19 protein-coding genes are annotated in these 16,171 nt (G+C 69.1%); all 19 read left to right on the plus strand.

Translation table 11 applies throughout. The features are described 5' to 3' along the window. Positions 1 to 956: type III secretion system cytoplasmic ring protein SctQ (gene sctQ / locus RSA25_RS10175; RefSeq protein WP_332808775.1), on the plus strand; the 956-nt coding region annotated here is incomplete at its 5' end. Then, positions 953 to 1,618: an EscR/YscR/HrcR family type III secretion system export apparatus protein gene (locus RSA25_RS10180; RefSeq protein ID WP_332808776.1), complete on the plus strand. Its 666-nt coding sequence runs from the start codon at positions 953 to 955 to the stop codon at positions 1,616 to 1,618. The genes sctQ and RSA25_RS10180, both read left to right, overlap by 4 nt. Before the next feature lie 4 nt (positions 1,619 to 1,622). Further along, complete coding sequence (gene sctS, locus RSA25_RS10185; RefSeq protein ID WP_332808777.1) at positions 1,623 to 1,880, plus strand: type III secretion system export apparatus subunit SctS; 258 nt, start codon at positions 1,623 to 1,625, stop codon at positions 1,878 to 1,880. Further along, positions 1,877 to 2,701 carry a type III secretion system export apparatus subunit SctT gene (gene sctT, locus RSA25_RS10190; protein ID WP_332808778.1) on the plus strand — a complete coding sequence of 275 codons (825 nt, stop codon included), beginning with the start codon at positions 1,877 to 1,879 and terminating at the stop codon, positions 2,699 to 2,701. The genes sctS and sctT overlap by 4 nt, the downstream gene beginning before the upstream one ends. Beyond that, entirely contained in the window at positions 2,698 to 3,825 is a 1,128-nt protein-coding gene (locus tag RSA25_RS10195) for an EscU/YscU/HrcU family type III secretion system export apparatus switch protein (RefSeq protein ID WP_332808779.1), read from the plus strand. The genes sctT and RSA25_RS10195 overlap by 4 nt, the downstream gene beginning before the upstream one ends. 83 nt (positions 3,826 to 3,908) lie before the next feature. Then, positions 3,909 to 4,436 (plus strand): SycD/LcrH family type III secretion system chaperone, encoded by a 528-nt coding sequence (locus RSA25_RS10200; protein WP_332808780.1) that lies wholly within the window; start codon positions 3,909 to 3,911, stop codon positions 4,434 to 4,436. Next, on the plus strand, positions 4,433 to 6,238 hold the full coding sequence (gene sctE / locus RSA25_RS10205) for a type III secretion system translocon subunit SctE (protein ID WP_332808781.1): 1,806 nt from the start codon (positions 4,433 to 4,435) through the stop codon (positions 6,236 to 6,238). The genes RSA25_RS10200 and sctE overlap by 4 nt, the downstream gene beginning before the upstream one ends. 38 nt (positions 6,239 to 6,276) lie before the next feature. Next, positions 6,277 to 7,548 (plus strand): hypothetical protein, encoded by a 1,272-nt coding sequence (locus tag RSA25_RS10210; RefSeq protein WP_332808782.1) that lies wholly within the window; start codon positions 6,277 to 6,279, stop codon positions 7,546 to 7,548. 10 nt (positions 7,549 to 7,558) lie between these two features. Continuing rightward, positions 7,559 to 8,560 carry an IpaD/SipD/SspD family type III secretion system needle tip protein gene (locus RSA25_RS10215; protein ID WP_332808783.1) on the plus strand — a complete coding sequence of 334 codons (1,002 nt, stop codon included), beginning with the start codon at positions 7,559 to 7,561 and terminating at the stop codon, positions 8,558 to 8,560. Between the two features lie 25 nt (positions 8,561 to 8,585). After that, complete coding sequence (locus tag RSA25_RS10220; protein WP_332808784.1) at positions 8,586 to 11,060, plus strand: hypothetical protein; 2,475 nt, start codon at positions 8,586 to 8,588, stop codon at positions 11,058 to 11,060. Then, the gene (locus RSA25_RS10225; protein WP_332808785.1) at positions 11,057 to 11,290 is read left to right on the plus strand and encodes a phosphopantetheine-binding protein; all 234 of its coding nucleotides are present in this window, start codon (positions 11,057 to 11,059) and stop codon (positions 11,288 to 11,290) included. The genes RSA25_RS10220 and RSA25_RS10225 overlap by 4 nt, the downstream gene beginning before the upstream one ends. After that, entirely contained in the window at positions 11,287 to 11,892 is a 606-nt protein-coding gene (locus RSA25_RS10230; protein ID WP_332808786.1) for a lytic transglycosylase domain-containing protein, read from the plus strand. The genes RSA25_RS10225 and RSA25_RS10230 overlap by 4 nt, the downstream gene beginning before the upstream one ends. A 128-nt stretch (positions 11,893 to 12,020) precedes the next feature. After that, positions 12,021 to 13,214 carry a PrgH/EprH family type III secretion apparatus protein gene (locus RSA25_RS10235; protein WP_332808787.1) on the plus strand — a complete coding sequence of 398 codons (1,194 nt, stop codon included), beginning with the start codon at positions 12,021 to 12,023 and terminating at the stop codon, positions 13,212 to 13,214. Between the two features lie 24 nt (positions 13,215 to 13,238). Then, positions 13,239 to 13,526 carry an EscF/YscF/HrpA family type III secretion system needle major subunit gene (locus RSA25_RS10240; protein ID WP_332808788.1) on the plus strand — a complete coding sequence of 96 codons (288 nt, stop codon included), beginning with the start codon at positions 13,239 to 13,241 and terminating at the stop codon, positions 13,524 to 13,526. Between the two features lie 74 nt (positions 13,527 to 13,600). Continuing rightward, on the plus strand, positions 13,601 to 13,882 hold the full coding sequence (sctI, locus tag RSA25_RS10245; RefSeq protein WP_332808789.1) for a type III secretion system inner rod subunit SctI: 282 nt from the start codon (positions 13,601 to 13,603) through the stop codon (positions 13,880 to 13,882). After that, complete coding sequence (gene sctJ, locus RSA25_RS10250; protein WP_332808790.1) at positions 13,879 to 14,673, plus strand: type III secretion inner membrane ring lipoprotein SctJ; 795 nt, start codon at positions 13,879 to 13,881, stop codon at positions 14,671 to 14,673. The genes sctI and sctJ overlap by 4 nt, the downstream gene beginning before the upstream one ends. Continuing rightward, entirely contained in the window at positions 14,663 to 15,214 is a 552-nt protein-coding gene (locus RSA25_RS10255) for a hypothetical protein (RefSeq protein WP_332808791.1), read from the plus strand. Before sctJ ends, RSA25_RS10255 begins: the two co-directional genes overlap by 11 nt. Continuing rightward, the gene (locus RSA25_RS10260; protein ID WP_332808792.1) at positions 15,195 to 15,896 is read left to right on the plus strand and encodes a hypothetical protein; all 702 of its coding nucleotides are present in this window, start codon (positions 15,195 to 15,197) and stop codon (positions 15,894 to 15,896) included. The genes RSA25_RS10255 and RSA25_RS10260 overlap by 20 nt, the downstream gene beginning before the upstream one ends. Further along, positions 15,886 to 16,143: a hypothetical protein gene (locus RSA25_RS10265; RefSeq protein ID WP_332808793.1), complete on the plus strand. Its 258-nt coding sequence runs from the start codon at positions 15,886 to 15,888 to the stop codon at positions 16,141 to 16,143. Before RSA25_RS10260 ends, RSA25_RS10265 begins: the two co-directional genes overlap by 11 nt. Positions 16,144 to 16,171: the final 28 nt, after the last annotated feature.

The following is a 16,171-nucleotide window of genomic DNA, read 5'->3' on the forward strand; positions in this document are numbered from 1 at the left end:
GTGCGGCCACCACCACCACGCGCCAGCATGCCAAGGCCGTGCAGCAGGCGCAGGCGCACGCGGTGGCGCTGTGCCAGGGCGCCGGCATCACGCCCAGCTGGGCGCCCCGGCCGGCCGACGCGGGGCTGCTGTACTTCCGCCTGCAGGCCGAGGCATTGGAACTGGACGTGGCGATGCCGGCCGACAGCTGGGGCGCGGCGCACTGGCCGTCGCTGGCCGGGCTGGCGTGGTCGGCCATGGCGGCCGCCGGCACCACGCCGCCGCCCAGCCAGGGCGCGCTGCTGCAGCCGCTGGACCCGGCCTTGGCCCAGGCCGAGGTCAGCTGGCGGCCGCGCCCGGCCACCCCGGCCGCACACGATGCCGCGCCGGCACCGGCGCTGGACACCGCGCAGGGCCTGGCCTGGATCGACCACGCGCGCTGGCGCGGCGGCCCGTCAGGCAGCGCACTGCCGCTGCCGCCGGTGTCGCTGCCGCTCACCCTGCACGTGGCGCGCCTGCGGCTGGGCCTGGCGCGGCTGCGCCAGCTCAAACCCGGCGCCGTGCTGCTCATCGACCAGTTGCGCCCGTGTGCGCAGGTGGGCCGCGCGGCGCTGTTCGCCTTCGATTTCACCCTTGAGACCATTACCGTGACCAACCTGCTCGACCTGATCGACGACGACCTGCTGGGCGAGACCGCGCCGGTCGCTGCCGCCGCGCTGCCCGACCAACCCGCTGCCGCGATGCCCGGGCTGGATGTATCGCGCCTGCCGGTCAACGTGGAGGTGGTGCTGTGCCAGGTGCCGCAGACCGTGGCCGAGCTGGCCGCGCTGCAGCCGGGCACCGTGTTCACCTTGCCCGACAACGCCTGGCTGTCCCTCCAGCTGCGCGTCAACGGCCAGCCCATCGGCAGCGGCGAGCTGGTCCAGGTAGGCGACCAGCTGGGCGTGCAGCTGCACCACGCACCGCGCCTGCCATGAACTTCGTCAACAACGACATCTCGCTGATCACGGTGATGGCGATGGCGGCGATGCTGCCCTTCGTCATCGCCGCCGGCACCTGCTATCTCAAGTTCTCCATCGTGTTCACCCTGCTGCGCAATGGCCTGGGCCTGCAGCAGGTGCCCTCCACCATGGTGCTCAATGCGCTGGCGCTGATGCTGGCGTTCTACGTGATGCAGCCGATCGTGCAGAGCCTGTACGACGCCTACCTGGCGCTGCCGGCGCCGCCGGATTCGGTGGCCGCGGTGGTGGCGTTCCTGGATGGCAGCCTGGACGGCTACAAGGTATACCTGGCCACCTATTCGGACCCGGACCTGCTGCACTTCTTCGAGCGCGCCCGCCAGCCGGACCCGCAGCTGATGCCGGCGACGATGGAGCCGCACGAGCGCTCGCTGTTCGCGCTGCTGCCCACCTACGCGCTGAGCGAGCTGAAGGACGCCTTCCGCATCGGCTTCTACCTGTACCTGCCGTTCGTGGTGATCGACCTGGTGGTGTCCAGCGTGTTGCTGTCGCTGGGCATGATGATGATGAGCCCGGTGACCATCTCCGCGCCGATCAAGCTGATCGTGTTCGTGGCGATGGACGGCTGGAGCCTGTTGTCCCAGGGCCTGGTGCGCCAGTACCTCGACGTGCCGCTGTAAGCCGATGGATGCGCTCTTCTATCTCGGCAACAAGACCCTGTTGATGATCCTGCTGCTGTCGGCGGCACCGGTGATCGTGGCCACCGTGGTCGGCCTGGCCATCGGCCTGTTCCAGACCGTCACCCAGCTGCAGGAGCAGACGCTGCCCTATGGCGCCAAGCTGCTGGCGGTGATCGCCTGCCTGCTGTTGAGCATGCGCTGGATGGGCGCGCAGGTGCTGGACTTCGCCCGGCTGGCGCTGCACCACGCGCTGGCCGGATGAGCGCGCTGCTGCCCGGCGGCCTGCTTGCGGCGGTGCGCCTGTCGCCGCTGGACATCGAGCTGGTGGCGCTGATGCGCGAGCACATGATGCCGGCGCTGCTGGCCACGGTACGTATCGGCGCCTGCTTTGCATGGATTCCCTATCTGTCCCCCGGCGTGATGCCGTCGAAGATGTCGCGTTCGGTGATCGCGGTGATGGTGGTGATCGGGCTGTGGCCGCAGTTGCAGGGCCATGCGCTGCCGCCGGACACGCTGGGGATGGGCCTGGCCGCGCTGCGCGAGGCGGTGATCGGCACCGCGCTGGGGCTGGTGGTGGCGCTGCCGTTCCACGTCTTCCACGGCATGGGCGCGATCGTGGACAACCAGCGCGGCGCCGGCATCGGCGCCATGCTCGACCCGGTCAGTGGCGTGGAAGCCACCGAAACGGCCAACCTGATCCAGCTGATGAGCGTGGTGGTGTTCCTGGCCACCGGCGGGCTGGTGGTACTGCTGGAGGTGCTGCAGGCAAGCTTCGTGCTGGCCCCCTTGGGTGGGCCGATCCAGCTGCAGCTGTCGGCGATCACCGGCTTTGCCGGCACCGTGCTGGCCGGGGCGGTGCGTATGGCGCTCCCGGTGCTGTTGCTGCTGTTCCTGGTGGAAGTGCTGCTGGGCGTGCTGTCGCGCTTTGCCCAGCAGATGAACCCGTTCTCGGTGTCGCTGGCGGTGAAGTCCTTCATTGCCTTCGTGGCGCTGCTGTTCTACCTGATGCCCACCGTGACCCAGCAGGTGCCCGAGCTGCGTGAGCGCACCGATCCGCTGCAGATGCTGGCAGCGCCGCCATGAAGACCGAAAAGCCCACCCCGCATCGCCTGCTCAAGGAGTCGCGCAAGGGCAAGAGCTTCACCAGCAAGGACCTGTCGGCGCTGGCGGTGCTGCTGGCCGGGGGCATCGCGCTGCTCGCCTTCACCTCCACCGCCGCGCTGCACCGCTTCTACGGCGGGCTGGTCGCGCGCGGGTTCGATATCGGCGTGGCAGAAGCGGCGGTGCAGGCGACGGAGGCCTTGCTGTGGATGACCGTGCCGGTGGCGGTGGCCTGCATTGTCGCGGCGGTGCTGGTGTCGCTGGTGCAGAGCCGCGGCGTCATCGCCAACGAGGCGCTGCGCATCGACCTGGCCCGGCTCAACCCGGTCAACGGCTTCCGCAACCTGTTCTCGCTCAAGGTGGTCAAGGGCGCGCTGATGGCCTGCCTGTACCTGCTGCTGGGCGCGGTGTTCGTGGTGGCCGCCTGGCAGCTGTTCGCCCCGGCCATCTTCGCCCAGGTGCGCCTGCCGCCCGGCCAGGCCGGCGGGGTATGGCAGAGCGTGGCCGGCAAGGCCAGCGCGCTGCTGCTGGCGCTGCTGAGCCCGGTCGCGCTGGGCGCGGCCTTCCTCGATTTCCGCCTGTACATCCGCGAGCTGCGCATGGACAAGTCCGAGGTCAAGCAGGAAAACAAGGACAACAACGGCAACCCGGAGATCAAGCAGAAGCGCCGCCAGATCAACGAGGAGCTGTCGGCGCAGGTGCAGTCCGACGTGGCCGGCTCCAGCCTGGTGCTGGCCAACCCCACCCACATCGCGGTGGGCCTGTACCTGCACCCGGACTACCCGGGCCTGCAGTTCGTCTCGGTCCGCGAGACCGGCGCGCGCGCCCTGGCGGTGATCGCACTGGCCGAGCGCAGCGGGGTGCCGGTGGTGCGCGACATTCCCCTGGCGCGTGCCATCCACGCGCGGGTGCGCCGCTACCACTTCGTGCCGGCCGACCTCACCGTGCGTGTGGCCCGCATCCTGCAATGGCTGCGCGACATCGAGCTGGCCCGCGCGCCGCTGCCGCCCGACGCCGCTGGCGCCCCGGACGCACCGGCCGACGCCGACGCACTGGACCCGACCGCACCGCCAACCCCGCCTGTGCCGGGCGCCGCGCCGCCATGAGCGAAATCCGAAAGCCCGCTTTTTCCTTCACGCCGACACTGTGCCCACGCTGCAGTGCTGGCAACAGCCTCAGGTAAACCCCCATGACCGCTTCCTTCGATACGCCCATGACCGAAGCCGACCCGCAGCTGCTCGATGACATCGCCCAGACCCTGATGGAGGGCGTCCAGAGCGGTGCCACCCTGAAGGAGCTGCGTGGGGTCAGCGAGGACATGCTGGAAAGCGTGTACGCCTACGCGCATCGCTTTTACAGCAACGGCCAGCTGGACGAGGCGGAGACCTTCTTCCGCTTCCTCTACCTCTACGACTTCCACAACGGCGAATACGCGTTGGGGTTGGCCGCGGTGCTGCAGATGAAGAAGCAGTACGCCAAGGCCGTGGACATGTACGCGCTGGCCTATGCGCTGCTGAAGGACGACGAGCGCCCGATGCTGCACGTGGGCCAGTGCCATCTGGCGCTGGGCAAGCTGCCGCTGGCGCGGAGCTGCTTCCAGAGCGTGGTCGATGTCGCCACCGACCCGGCGCTGGTGGCACGGGCGAAGGTTTACCTGCAGGCGCTGTCCAGCGCTGCCCCACCCCCGAACGCCGCCGACCAGGACACGTCTGCATGAAAATACCCAATTCCTCTCCGCCACAGCCGGCTGCAGCGACCCCGCAGTCGCTGGCCAGGCCGGGCAGCGCCCGCGCCGCCGCGGCTGCCGGCCAGTTCGGCGCGGCCACCGTGCAGCAGATCCAGGCCGTCGATGCGGCGGTCGTCGCCCTGTTGGCCGACGTGGCCAGCAGCCAGGGCACCCCGTCGGAGGAACTGCGCAATCGTGGCGAGCGCCCGCAACTGCGCCGCCCCGACACCGCCCGCCTGATGCGGGCCGCCGCCCAACAGGCTGGCAACAGCGGCACTGCCCCGCGCATGACCCCCGAAGCGGCCGCAGCGATGTTCGTGCTGCTGCTGTCGGTGCTGCTTACCGAAGAGAGCAGTACCGATGCCAAGCAGCGCCTTGAAGTGCTGCAGAGCCGGCTGGCGTTGCGCGTGGCGCAGGGTGAGCGCATTTCCGAAGCGGTGCGCGTGGCCCAGGCCAACGTGGATGCAGCGATGGGGCCGGCCCACGCCGCCGCCGGCGAACTGAGCGCGGCCGTGGATGCATTGAACGCCGCCAAGGCCGAGGTGGCGCGGCTGGAGGCCGAGTTGGCCGGTGCGCCACCGGAGGAGCAGGACGCCATCCGCGCCCGCCTGCAGGCCGCGCAGGCCGGCCAGGCCGGTGCCCAGGCACGGGTGGACAGCGCGTCGCTGGCCGTGCAGCACACCGCTGCCGCGTTGAATACGGCGATGCTCGCGCTGGAAAGCGTGATGCGCGAAGCCGATGCCTTCGATCCCCCCGGCACTCCGCCGCGCAACCCGGAGGGCGTGCGCACCAATGACGCCCGCCTGGGCGAGCTGCTGGCGCTGCTGCAGGAAATCATCGGCAAGGCCAACGACCGCAAGCTGGAGGCGGAGATCAAGCTGGTGGTGGAGGTGCTGAAGGCACGCGAGGCAGAGAACGTGCGCCGCTCTGTCGAATACCAGGAAGAACTGGAAAAGGCCGACCGCGCGCAGAAGAAAATGGGCTGCATCGGCAAGATCGTCGGCTGGGTACTGACCGTGGTGGCCGTGGTGGCCGCGCCTTTCACCGGCGGCGCCAGCATGGTGCTCGCCGGCATCGGCCTGGCCCTGGCCATCGGCGAGGAGCTCGGCCTGGACATCATGGGCAAGCTGCTGGACCCGGTCATGAAGCTGATCATGAAGGCGGTCAAGGCCATGGGCGATGTCATTGGCAGCGTGCTCAAGTCGCTGGGCGTGTCCGAGGCCCTGGTGGACAAGATGAAGGACGCGCTGGGCGCGATCGCCGTGGCGGCGATCATCATCGCCACCGTCTTTGTCAGCAAGAAGCTGGCCGGCACCCTGGCCGTGCAGGCCATCGGCAAGCAGGTGATGCGCGCGGTGGCCAATGCGGTGAGCAAGGCCCTGCCGCAGATGCTCAAATCGGCCGGCCACCTGGCCAAGCAGAGCGTGGATGACGTCGCCAAGGCCATCACCAGGACCGCCGCCAAGGTCACCGGCAGCAGCGCCGACAACCTGGCCGTGCGTGCCGGGCAGGCCGCCAAGGCCTCCCAGGCGTTGCAGTTCGCCAACCAGACCTCGCAGAGCGTGGGCACCATCGTGGTGGCCAACATGTACGTCAATGCCGCCCAGCTGCTGGCCGACCTGGAACTGGGCCTGGCCGACGCGAAGATCTTCCGCGACCTGATGCAGAAGATCTTCGACCAGTTCGTGGCCACCAGCAACCTGGTGGAGATCCTGTTCCGCCAGATGGTGGACGTGCAGGAAGCCGACCACGAGGCCGCCCGTTTCATCACCGCCCGCGTCGCCCGCGCCTGAGCGCGATCCCCGATCCCCTTTCAAGGAAACGTTGACCCATGAGCACTATCCAGAACGCCACCGTCGTTGCCCTTACCCCGCAGGCGCTGCAGCTGGCCCGCACGCCGGAAAAGACCGCCGCCACCGGCATGGACGAGGCCACCCTGCAGTTGCTGGCCGCGGACGTGGTGCAGGCGCTGACCACGCCGGCCGACGGCAGTGGCAAGACCACCACGGCCACCCCGCTGCAACTGCGCGAGCCGGCCATGAGCCTGAAGGAAGCCGCCAGCGTGCTGGGCAGCCTGGAAGGCAAGGTGCGCGCACTGCTGGCCGCGCAGGTGGGCGGCAGTGATCCGCTGGTGCGCGTCGAAGGCGCCAGCCACCGTGCCAGCGAGGGGGTGGCAGGCAACGCCATGCAGCGCGTGGCCGCCCAGATCGCCGGCATGGAGCCCCTGCCCACGGCCCCGGCCGGCGTGGACGCGGACATCAGCGAGCGCTCGGCCAACGCCGGCGGCTGGATCAAGAGCAGCCCGTTCGCCCACCTGCTGGCGATGCTGCGCCAGATCCTGCTGCAGTTTGAAAAGATGGACCGCGAGGGCAGTGCGCACATGGTGAGCCTCTCGCGCGAGATGACCATCCGGGCCGGCGACAAGGGCGTGGAGAAGGCGCGCGAGAACCTGGGCGGAGCGATCGGCGCTGCGGCGTTGTCGGGGGCGATTGGCGGCGCGGCGGTCAAGCAGACCTTCAAGTCGACCAACCTGCAGACCCGCAGCCTGGACAACAACCTGCGCGCCGGCAACAAGATAGATGTGACCGTCCACGACAGCAGCGGCATGGTCAAGGCCAGTGCCACGCCCAGCGCCCAGTTGCGCCCCGATCGCGCTGCCCCGGGCCTGGACAACGGCGTGGCCGCACGCGGCCCGGGTGCCACGGCCGAGCCACGCCTTCAGGCCGACCTGGCCGCCGACACCCCGCCGATGCGCGAGGTAGCCCGCGCCCAGCCGCAGGCGGCCGAAGTGGCCGATGCGCAGGCCGCGCACAGCGAGGTCATGGCCCGCTCGCAGAATCCGGCCGCCCAGGCGGTGATGCTCAACATGATGGCCTCCCCCGTCGGTGCCACCATCACCGCCGGCGTGGGTATAGAAGTGGAAATGACCGAGGCCGAGCGCCAGTTGTCGCTGCAGGTGGCCGAAACCTTCAAGCGCGTGGCGGACGAGCAGCAGGACCAGTCAAACAAGTCGCGCGACCTGCGTGATGCCAGCGCCCAGCTGGTGGAAACGCTGATGAACATGCAGGCCGGCACCAGCGGCCACATCATCGGCAAGGTGTGAGGAGCTCGCCATGCCCGAAGCCATTGCAAAAACGGCCGTCCGCCACATTGTCTCCACCTTCAATCTCGCACGCACCGATGCGGCCGATGCCGCCAAGCAGACCGACATCGTCGCGCCCGACAGCGTGGACCCGGAGACGCTGCGCCGGCTGCGTGTCGCGAGCCGGATGCTGTTGAACGCCAGCCGGCAGGCCAACCGCCTGGCGGCCTGGGTCGCAGAGCAGCCTCACCGCCGCCTGGACGACCCGGCCACCGCCCACCTCGCGATGCTGCGCCAGGGCAGCGACCTGGCCATGCACGATGCGCAGCGCAGCCTGGAACAGCTGGGCCAGCACCTGGGCCTGGCACCGCCCGATACGCCGGTCGACCCGGCCACCATGGACGCCAGCGGCCTGGTCTGGGGTTCCCACGCGGAGTTCTACGACCAGATCATGAAGCTGCTGGGCCTGCTGCAGCAAGAATGGCTGGCGAAGTACCAAGACGCCATGAGCAAGTTCCTGGAGTTCTACACCGAGTTCTCGGACATCATGGAGCAGCTCAAGCCGGTGGCCAGTGGCGACAAGGGAGATGTGGCGATCGACTTCCGCGTCGTGCGCCAGAAGCTGGAGGAACTGATCGCCAAATACGACCTGCCTTCCCATGGGCTGGCCTCGTTCAAGACGCAGGGAGAGGCGGACGCGTTCATCAAGTCGATCGGCCTGCCTGGCCTGACCGTGACCGCGGATGGTGGGGCATTTGTCGTCAAGATGGACCTTACTGCCGTCACCCAGCTGAAAGACAGCATGGAAGTCAGGCCGCCGCCGTTTACGCTCCCGATCGTCTGGGACAGCGCGCGCTACAACGCCTGGGTGTCCTCGCGCGACAGCAACATGGAGCAGATCAAGCACGTCAGCAAGGTGCTGGGCGAGAAGCTCAGCGAGATGACGCAGAAGTTCGACAACATCGTGAAGATCCTCAGTTCCACGGTGGACAAGATCACCGAAGCGGACATGAGCTTCGTCAACGGGCTTTGATGCCGGACCTTCAGGAGTAGTTTTCATGCCAATCATAGGATCGGTAACACCGAACCAGCGCGTCGCCATTGCCACCGCGTTGAACACGCTGAAGCAGGCCTTCCCGTTGTGTAACGTCCGCAACGGTGCCGGTACGCCGCGCACAGCGCCCTGCGGCACCTCGCGCACGCCGGGCGTTCATCAGCAGGCCGTGCATGCCGAGGCCCTCGGCGCGGCCATCGCCGCGCTCACTGAAAAAGCCGATGCCGTCGGCACTGCCGAGGCCGAGCGCACCGCGTTGCAGCAGGTGGTGGCCCGCCTGAGGGACTCGTCCCAGCCACCGCTGGGCACCCGCGTGGTCAACCAGTTGACGTTGCTGGGCGCGGTGTACGCAGCCACCTGCCGAGAACTGGAGGCTGTGCCCCAGGATGCGGCGGCGCAGGCACTGAAGGCCGATCTGGCCATGGCGATCATCGGCATCGGCAATGCGTCAGCGCGTTGCGGTGCCAGGGCAGACGGCTTCTTCCATGGTGACAAGGCCAGCAAGCAGCTGGTGGCCGCCATCGGCAGGGCCCAGGACGCGCTGTCCAACGCACGTGCCACCCTGGGTGACCAGGGCCTGTTAAACGGCATGGCCACCACCGTGATGAGCAACGCCATGATGGCCAGCCTCAACGAGCGTCTGCCGCACATGGCGGCCAGGTTCGCCGACGCGACTGCACCTGGCGATCTCCTGCAGGTATTGCAGAAGCAGTACGCGGAGGAGACCCAGAACGCGATGTCGCGGCAGTTGGCGAGCGGTGATCCCGAAGACTTCGCGGCCGCGGTGTTCGCCTTCCTGAAGCTGCCCGAATACGTGGTGCAGGCCAGTGCGGACAAGCCTGCGCTGGATACGCCACCGGGGCTGAACGTGCCGGATATTTTCAGGGACCTGCCTGGGATGGGGCGCGGTGCCAGCCAGGCCATCAACTACAGCCCGAACACCAACGTCAACGACTTTGGCGGGTTTGCTGGTGCGTTGAGCGACTCGCTGCGCGGTGTCTTCAATCTCGGCAAGGAAGCAGGCCTGGAAATCGGCGCGTTGCGTGCTGAAGTGGCGGCGCTCAGGCAGCCTCATGAGGGCCGTGAAACCGGCTCGAACGGCAGTCGGTCAGCTCAAGCCGGCACCCACAGCGTGGATGGACCAAGCACGCGCCCGCCACTGTCACAGGTGGGCGATGGCCTCGAGTGGCGCGATGACATCAGCGAGAGCGACGGGTATCAGGATGTGGACGATGTCGGCCCCGACAGGCCGCTACGCAATCGGCTGATCACCGATCCCGACTATCTCCACGCAACCCGGACGCCCGTGGCTGGCGTTGTGGCACCTGACGTTCCGGCGCAGGCCCACCCGTTCATGCAGCTGCCACGTCAGACGCAGGTGCAGCAGGTCTCGACGCAGCCTTTCCCCATGCAGGCACCGCCGTCCGCGCGGAACGCCCAGCCGATGCAGGCCTTGCCCTCCACACCCGCAACTGACGGCAATCCCATCCCTCGCGTGATGCCGCAACCGCAGGCTGCGGTGCCGTCGGCGAGGGATATCGCGCGTTCCAACGCCGTTCCTGCAGCACCGGGAACCGCCGTGGCGGACGATATCCTTGCTCAGTATCTGGCTGAGATCAATCAAGTCGAACCCGAACATCGCGCCCGTACTGGAATGCGCTTGTCGCTGGATAGCAACGTGTACAAGGAGGGGGTCCAGCGCAATGATCTTGCGGGTCCGGACGGATCGGTCATCAACCCAGTGGCGCAGATAAAAGTCGGTGATTTCCTGGCGTTCCAGAAGCTGGTCGTGAAGGAGCGGCTGGGTGAGTCACCTGTCATTGGACAGACGGCTGTCGCTCAGCCCAAGGGGCGTGGTCCAGCACCAGCAGCCGATCAGGCACCAGATGCAAGGTACGAGTTCGAAAGCTTCGTCAGGGAGATACAGGCACCGGCCAGGTTTGATGAAAAAAACCCGGCTTTGAAGGTCAATTTCGATCAGCTGAAAGAATTCGTCGAGAACTTCAAACCCGTTTACTTGGCGTCGGCTACGCAATCTCAGTCCCGTGTAACGATCCCGATGGCGCCACGGCCGCCTGCATCGCCCGCATTGGGCGGCGGCAGCATGGGCCGCGACGATGGGGGCTCTGCCGACGATGGTCGGGTTGCAGGTCTCGAGCTCGGCGCGGCGGTGATGGCCGAGCTGAAGGCAAGGTTTCAGACGCCTCTTCGTCAGGGTAGTGCCAGCGCTGATGCGGGCAACCAGACAACCCGTGTGAGCCACCGTAGCGACGCCAGCGAGCAGGGATCCGCACTGTTCGCCAGTGGTGCGCGCGACCCGTTCACCCCCAGCGTCCCCCCTGTTCCCACGAACGTGACCCTGCAGGCAGGAGGCGACCCACCGCCGCCGCCGCCAATGCCTGGCTCGCCCATCAACGCGGGTGGCAGATTGGCACGGGAAGTGGACTTCTTCCCCGATATCAAAGGCACCATCGTATGACCTGCTTCCACCCCGATGACCTCCGCCAGCTCATCGCCGCCCAGCTCGGCCTGACCGTGGCCGAGGTGGGCGTGCAGGCGCGGCTGGTGGAGGACCTGGGCATCGATTCGCTGGCCATGCACGCGCTGCTGCTGGACATCGAGGAGGCCGGCATCGGCCTGCCCGATGCCGGTCGGCTGCAGGCGGTGGATACCGTGGGTGCGCTGTACGCCGCCCTGCAACCGGCGTGAGACGGGCGTTATGGGGGGCGGCGGTCCTGGCGACCGCCGCCGCCCCCGCCGCCGCCTCGCCACCGGTGTACGCCGCGCTCGGCAGCGATGGCCGGTTGCAGGTGTCCCAGGCACCGGCGGCCGGCCTGATCCGTTTCGATCCGCAGCACCGACGGGCCGCCCGCCCGTCGGTGGCTGCACCGCGCGCGGCCGGCGTCATGCGCGCGGCCCACGCACCGCGCTGGGCGCCCTTGATCGAGCAGGTGGCTGGCGAGTTCAACGTGGATGCACGCCTGCTGCATGCCATCGTGCAGACCGAGTCGGGCTACAACCCACGCGCGCGTTCGCCGGTGGGGGCGCTGGGCCTGATGCAGGTGATCCCGGCCACCGGTGCGCGGTTTGGCGCGGATGACCTGCTGGACCCGTTGCAGAACCTGCGCGCCGGCACCGCCTACCTGGTCTGGCTCAACCGGCGTTTCGACGGCGACCTGGCCCTGGTGCTGGCCGCCTACAACGCCGGCGAAGGCGCGGTGATGCGGCACGGCAACCGCATTCCGCCCTACACCGAGACACGCCGTTACGTGCAGCGCGTGCGCGCGCTCTACACCGGTGAGGCGCCGTAGCGATCTTGCCGGCTGTGTCCGATTCGGACGCATGACTGCGATTTGAAGAAAGTTGCATGGCTTGCCGCGAGGTCGGCTGTCAGTCTGCGCGCCGATCACGCGCGTTTCCCTTTTTCCCAGGAACCTCCATGGCTTTTGCCTACAAGCTGAAACTGCTTTCCGGTGCGCTCGATGGCGTCGAGTTCACCCTGCATGCCGGCGACACGGTGTTCACCGTGGGGCGCGCGCGCGAGTTGCACGAAGGCACGCTGTCGAGCACCGCCAGCCTGGCCGACAACGTGTTCTTCATCCCCGACGAGCAGCACGAGGGTGCCTTCGCGCTGCGTGTCTGCGACGAGGCCGGCGCCACCTCGCTGGCGATGCGCGTGCGTGCACGCGGCGCCAGCCAGTGGGAGCCCCAGCGACTGCCGCTCAACAGCGTCATCGAGGTGCTGGGGCTGGTGCTGGCCGTGCGTCGCGAAGACGAGGCCTGGGCCGCCGACGTGCTGGACCACCGCCTGCCCGTGGCCGTCGCCCCGCCGGGGCATGCGATCGTGTCGCCGCTCGCCCGCCCACGCGCACGCCGCCATGGCCTGCTGCTGGTCGTGGCCGCGTTGCTGCTGGTCGGCGCTGGCGCCGGCTGGTGGTGGTTCGACGCGCATCGCCCGGCCACGCAGGTGCGCGCGGTGGAGGCGGCATTGGCGCGCTCCCCGCACGACTATGCCGTGGTGCACGACGCGGACGGGCGCATCCATGCCTTCGCCGACAGCGCCGCCGCCGTCAGCTGGGGGCAACGTGCCAGCCAGCGCGCCAACCGGCCCCACGACCGCTATCACGAACGCCGCGTGGAAGCGGCCCGCCTGGGCGCGTTGCTGGACAGCGCCGGCATCGCCTACGCCATCCTGCGCCTGCGCGACCCCAGCCGGCCCGAGATCGTCCTCATCGCCGGCAGCGGCGACCCGGCCGCGCTGCGCCGCCGCGCCAGCGCCGTGCTGCAGCCGCAGATGCCCTACGCCGCCACGCTGGACGTGCGCCTCACCAGCGATGCCCAGCTGCTGGCCATCGCCCGCACCGAGCTGCGCGCGCGCGGCATCAGTACGCGGGTGGTGCCACAGGGCAGCCGTGCCAGCGTGGTCAACGACGTGTTCCTGGACGATGCCGCGCTCAATGCGATGGCCGCCTACCGCCACGAATTCAGCCGGCAATGGGGCGAGCGGCGTATCCGCATCCGCATCCGGCTATGGGACGACCTCCTGCAGGGTCGCTCCTACCAGTACTCCAACGACCAGTTGTTGTCGGTCGGCGAGGGGCGCTGGGAGTTTTCCAATGCAGGCAACAACTGAATCAATTCGACTGGAGAAAGCAGCATGAGTGGATGGGATGGCGGCCCGCAGAAGCCGGGCGGGTGGAATGGCTGGCTGGGTCAGCACAGCGTGAAGTTCGACCATGGCGTGGCCACGTTGAAGGACGAACTGGACAAGGCGTTCAAGGCCTTGGCGGGCGACGGGACGACCCCGGGCGACCCGACCAACCCGCAGTTGCTGGCCAACTACCAGACGGCGTTGTCCGAGTACACGACCTTCCGGTCGCTGCAGTCCAACTCGGCCAAGAGCCTGGCGGACATGCAGAAGCAGAACGCCCGCAACCTGGGCTGATCCCGTCGATGGGCCGGCCGTTGGCCGGCCTGTCGCCTTGAACGCGCGGGCGTGATCCCGCAGGAGAATCCACCGTGCACGTTACCCCGATCGCCTCGGCGATCCTCACCGATGGCCAGGACAGCAGTGTCTCCCTGTCCGACCGCATGGCCGGCGCGCTGGCGCACAGCTATGTGCAGTCCGGCCAGGAACTGGCGATGATCCAGGCCGCCAGCAACGACCCGAACGTGTCCAGCAATCCGGTCCAGCTGTTCGCCCTGCAGACCACGCTGGCCGATTACAGCAAGCGCATGATCGTGGCCGCCGGCCTGGCCAACCATGCCACCAAGGCCGTCGAGACGCTGCTCAAGTCATGAACACGCTGCCAGTGGGACTTCCGCGGGCGGCGCTGCTGCTGGCACTGCTGGTGCTGGTCGGCTGCGCGCGCACGCCGTTGCTGGAGCGGCTGGACGAGCGCCAGGCCAACGAAGTGGTGGCCGTGCTGCTGCGGCATAATATCGCCGCGGAAAAGCACGACGCCGGCAAAACCGGTTACGTGGTACGCGTGGCCCCGCGCGACCTGGCCGAAGCCATCGAACTGGTGCAGCGCCAGGCGCTGCCCAGTGCGCCGCGCACCCAGGTGGGCGCGGCGTTTCCTTCCGATTCGCTGGTGAGCACGCCGCTGGCCGAGCGCGCGCGGCTGATCTCGGCGGTGGAACAGCGCCTGGAAGAGTCGCTCAAGCTGATCGAGGGCGTGGAGGCCACCCGCGTGCACCTCAACTACGACGTCAACCTGGGCGGGGAAGGGCGCCGGCCCGACGGGCGGCGCATGCACGTGGCCGCCGTGGTCAGCCATGTGCCGGGCGTGGACGAGGAAGCCCTGCTGCAGGCGGTCAAGCGGTTCCTGCGCAATACCTTCAACGGCATCGACTACGACAACGTGTCGGTGATCCTCACCGAAGTGGACGGGCCGCGCACCCTGGCGGTCACCCGCGCCGACAACGCCGGCGCGCCCTGGGCGCTGCTGGCCGCGGTGGGCCTGCTGGTCGGCGCGGCGCTGCTGGCCGCGGCCTGGACGGTGCTGCGCAGCGTGCCGGCGGTGGGCCGGGCGGTGCGCCGCGTGCAGCAGCGCTGGCGTCGCCGCCGGGGCGGTGCGCGTGTCGCCTGAGGTCTGCCGCCTGGCGCTGGCGCCGGCCGCCAGTTACCGGCCGTGGCAGGCCACCTATGCCACGCTGGCCGCCGATGGCCAGCGCTGGTTGAACCAGGCGCTGATCGCCCAGCACGCCCTGCCGATGCCGGCCACCCTGGCGCTGCCCGCGTGCCCGCTGGCGCGCCGGCTGGTGCAGCAGTGGGCGCAGCTGCCGCAGGTGGCGGTGCTGATCGCCGCCGCGCGCCTGCGCCGCCATGTGCTGGCCGAACGCGCCAGCCTGCGCCTGCCGGCCACGGTGCACACCTTCCTGCGGCTGGGCCATGCCGAGCTGGACCCCGCCCACGCGGTGCCGGCCGATCCGGCCAACCCACAGATGCTGCTGGGCTGGGGCGGGGCGCGCCTGCAGACCCTCGCCCCACATCTGCCGGCCTGGATCGCGGCCCGTCTCGGCCTGCCATTTGCCGGTTTGCCCTTGGCGGCGGCCGGGGCCGAGCGCCCCGACCCGGCCCTCATCGACCTGTTCTGGAGCGCCCTGCGCCATGTTGAAAACCTACCCTGAGCACCTGCTGCGCCTGGCCCGCGACGGGGTGATCGGGCCCCGCGCCATGGGCGCGGCCACGCATGGCGGGCAGATCGAGCAGGCCGCGCGGCGGCGTGCCGGCCAGGCCCTGGCCGAGGTGGCCACGCAGGCCGAGCAGGCACGCGCCGCCGCCGCCGCGCAGGGCCGTGCCGAGGGCCTGGCCGACGCCATCGCCCAGGCGCTGCCGCCGTTGACCGCGCTGCTGGGCGATGCCGCCGCGTTGCGCCAGGCCGCACTGGCCGAGCTGGCGCTGGCCCTGCGCGAAAGCCTGGCCGCCGAAGGCCTGTGCGCGGCGCTGGTGATCCAGCGCTGCACGCGCCTGCTGGCCGGCACCGACGCCATCACCGTGTACGTGCCACAGGCCGATACCGCACTGGTCGAGGCCCTGCAGGCCCGGCTGGCCGCACTGCCGGCCGCGCAGCGCGATGCGGTGCAGATCCGCCGCGCCGGCGTGCCGCTGCCGCTGCTCAAGGCCGGCGGGATCATGGTCGAACTGGACCCGCAGGCGGCGGTGATGGCGGCCGTGGACCACGCGCTGGACAGCACGCTGGTGCAGGCCAATGCGCTGCAACGTCGCCAGGCCCTGCGTGCCTGCGCCTTCCCCGCCGCGGCCGCCCTGGCCGAGGCCCCGTTACCCTTGGAGACTCACGATGAACGTTGATCGCCTCGCGGCCCCGCCGCCGTTCCCCCCGGGCGCCGCCCCGGCCGGCAATGCCACGCAGGACCTGCATGCCCGCCTGCAGGGCGCACTGGAAACGCCGCCCACGCCGCCGCCGCCGGGCGAAGAGGAAGACCCCGCCGATGCGATAAAGCGCTTCATCTACAACCTCTACGCCAACCAGTTCATGTCGGCCATGCTGTTCGAGGACGAAGAGAAGACCGGCGTCAAACCCGATCCCTGGTACTGAGCCAGCGGGAAACATCGCAACAGGGCGG

Source organism: Stenotrophomonas sp., from assembly GCF_036662295.1.
Lineage (GTDB): Bacteria > Pseudomonadota > Gammaproteobacteria > Xanthomonadales > Xanthomonadaceae > Stenotrophomonas.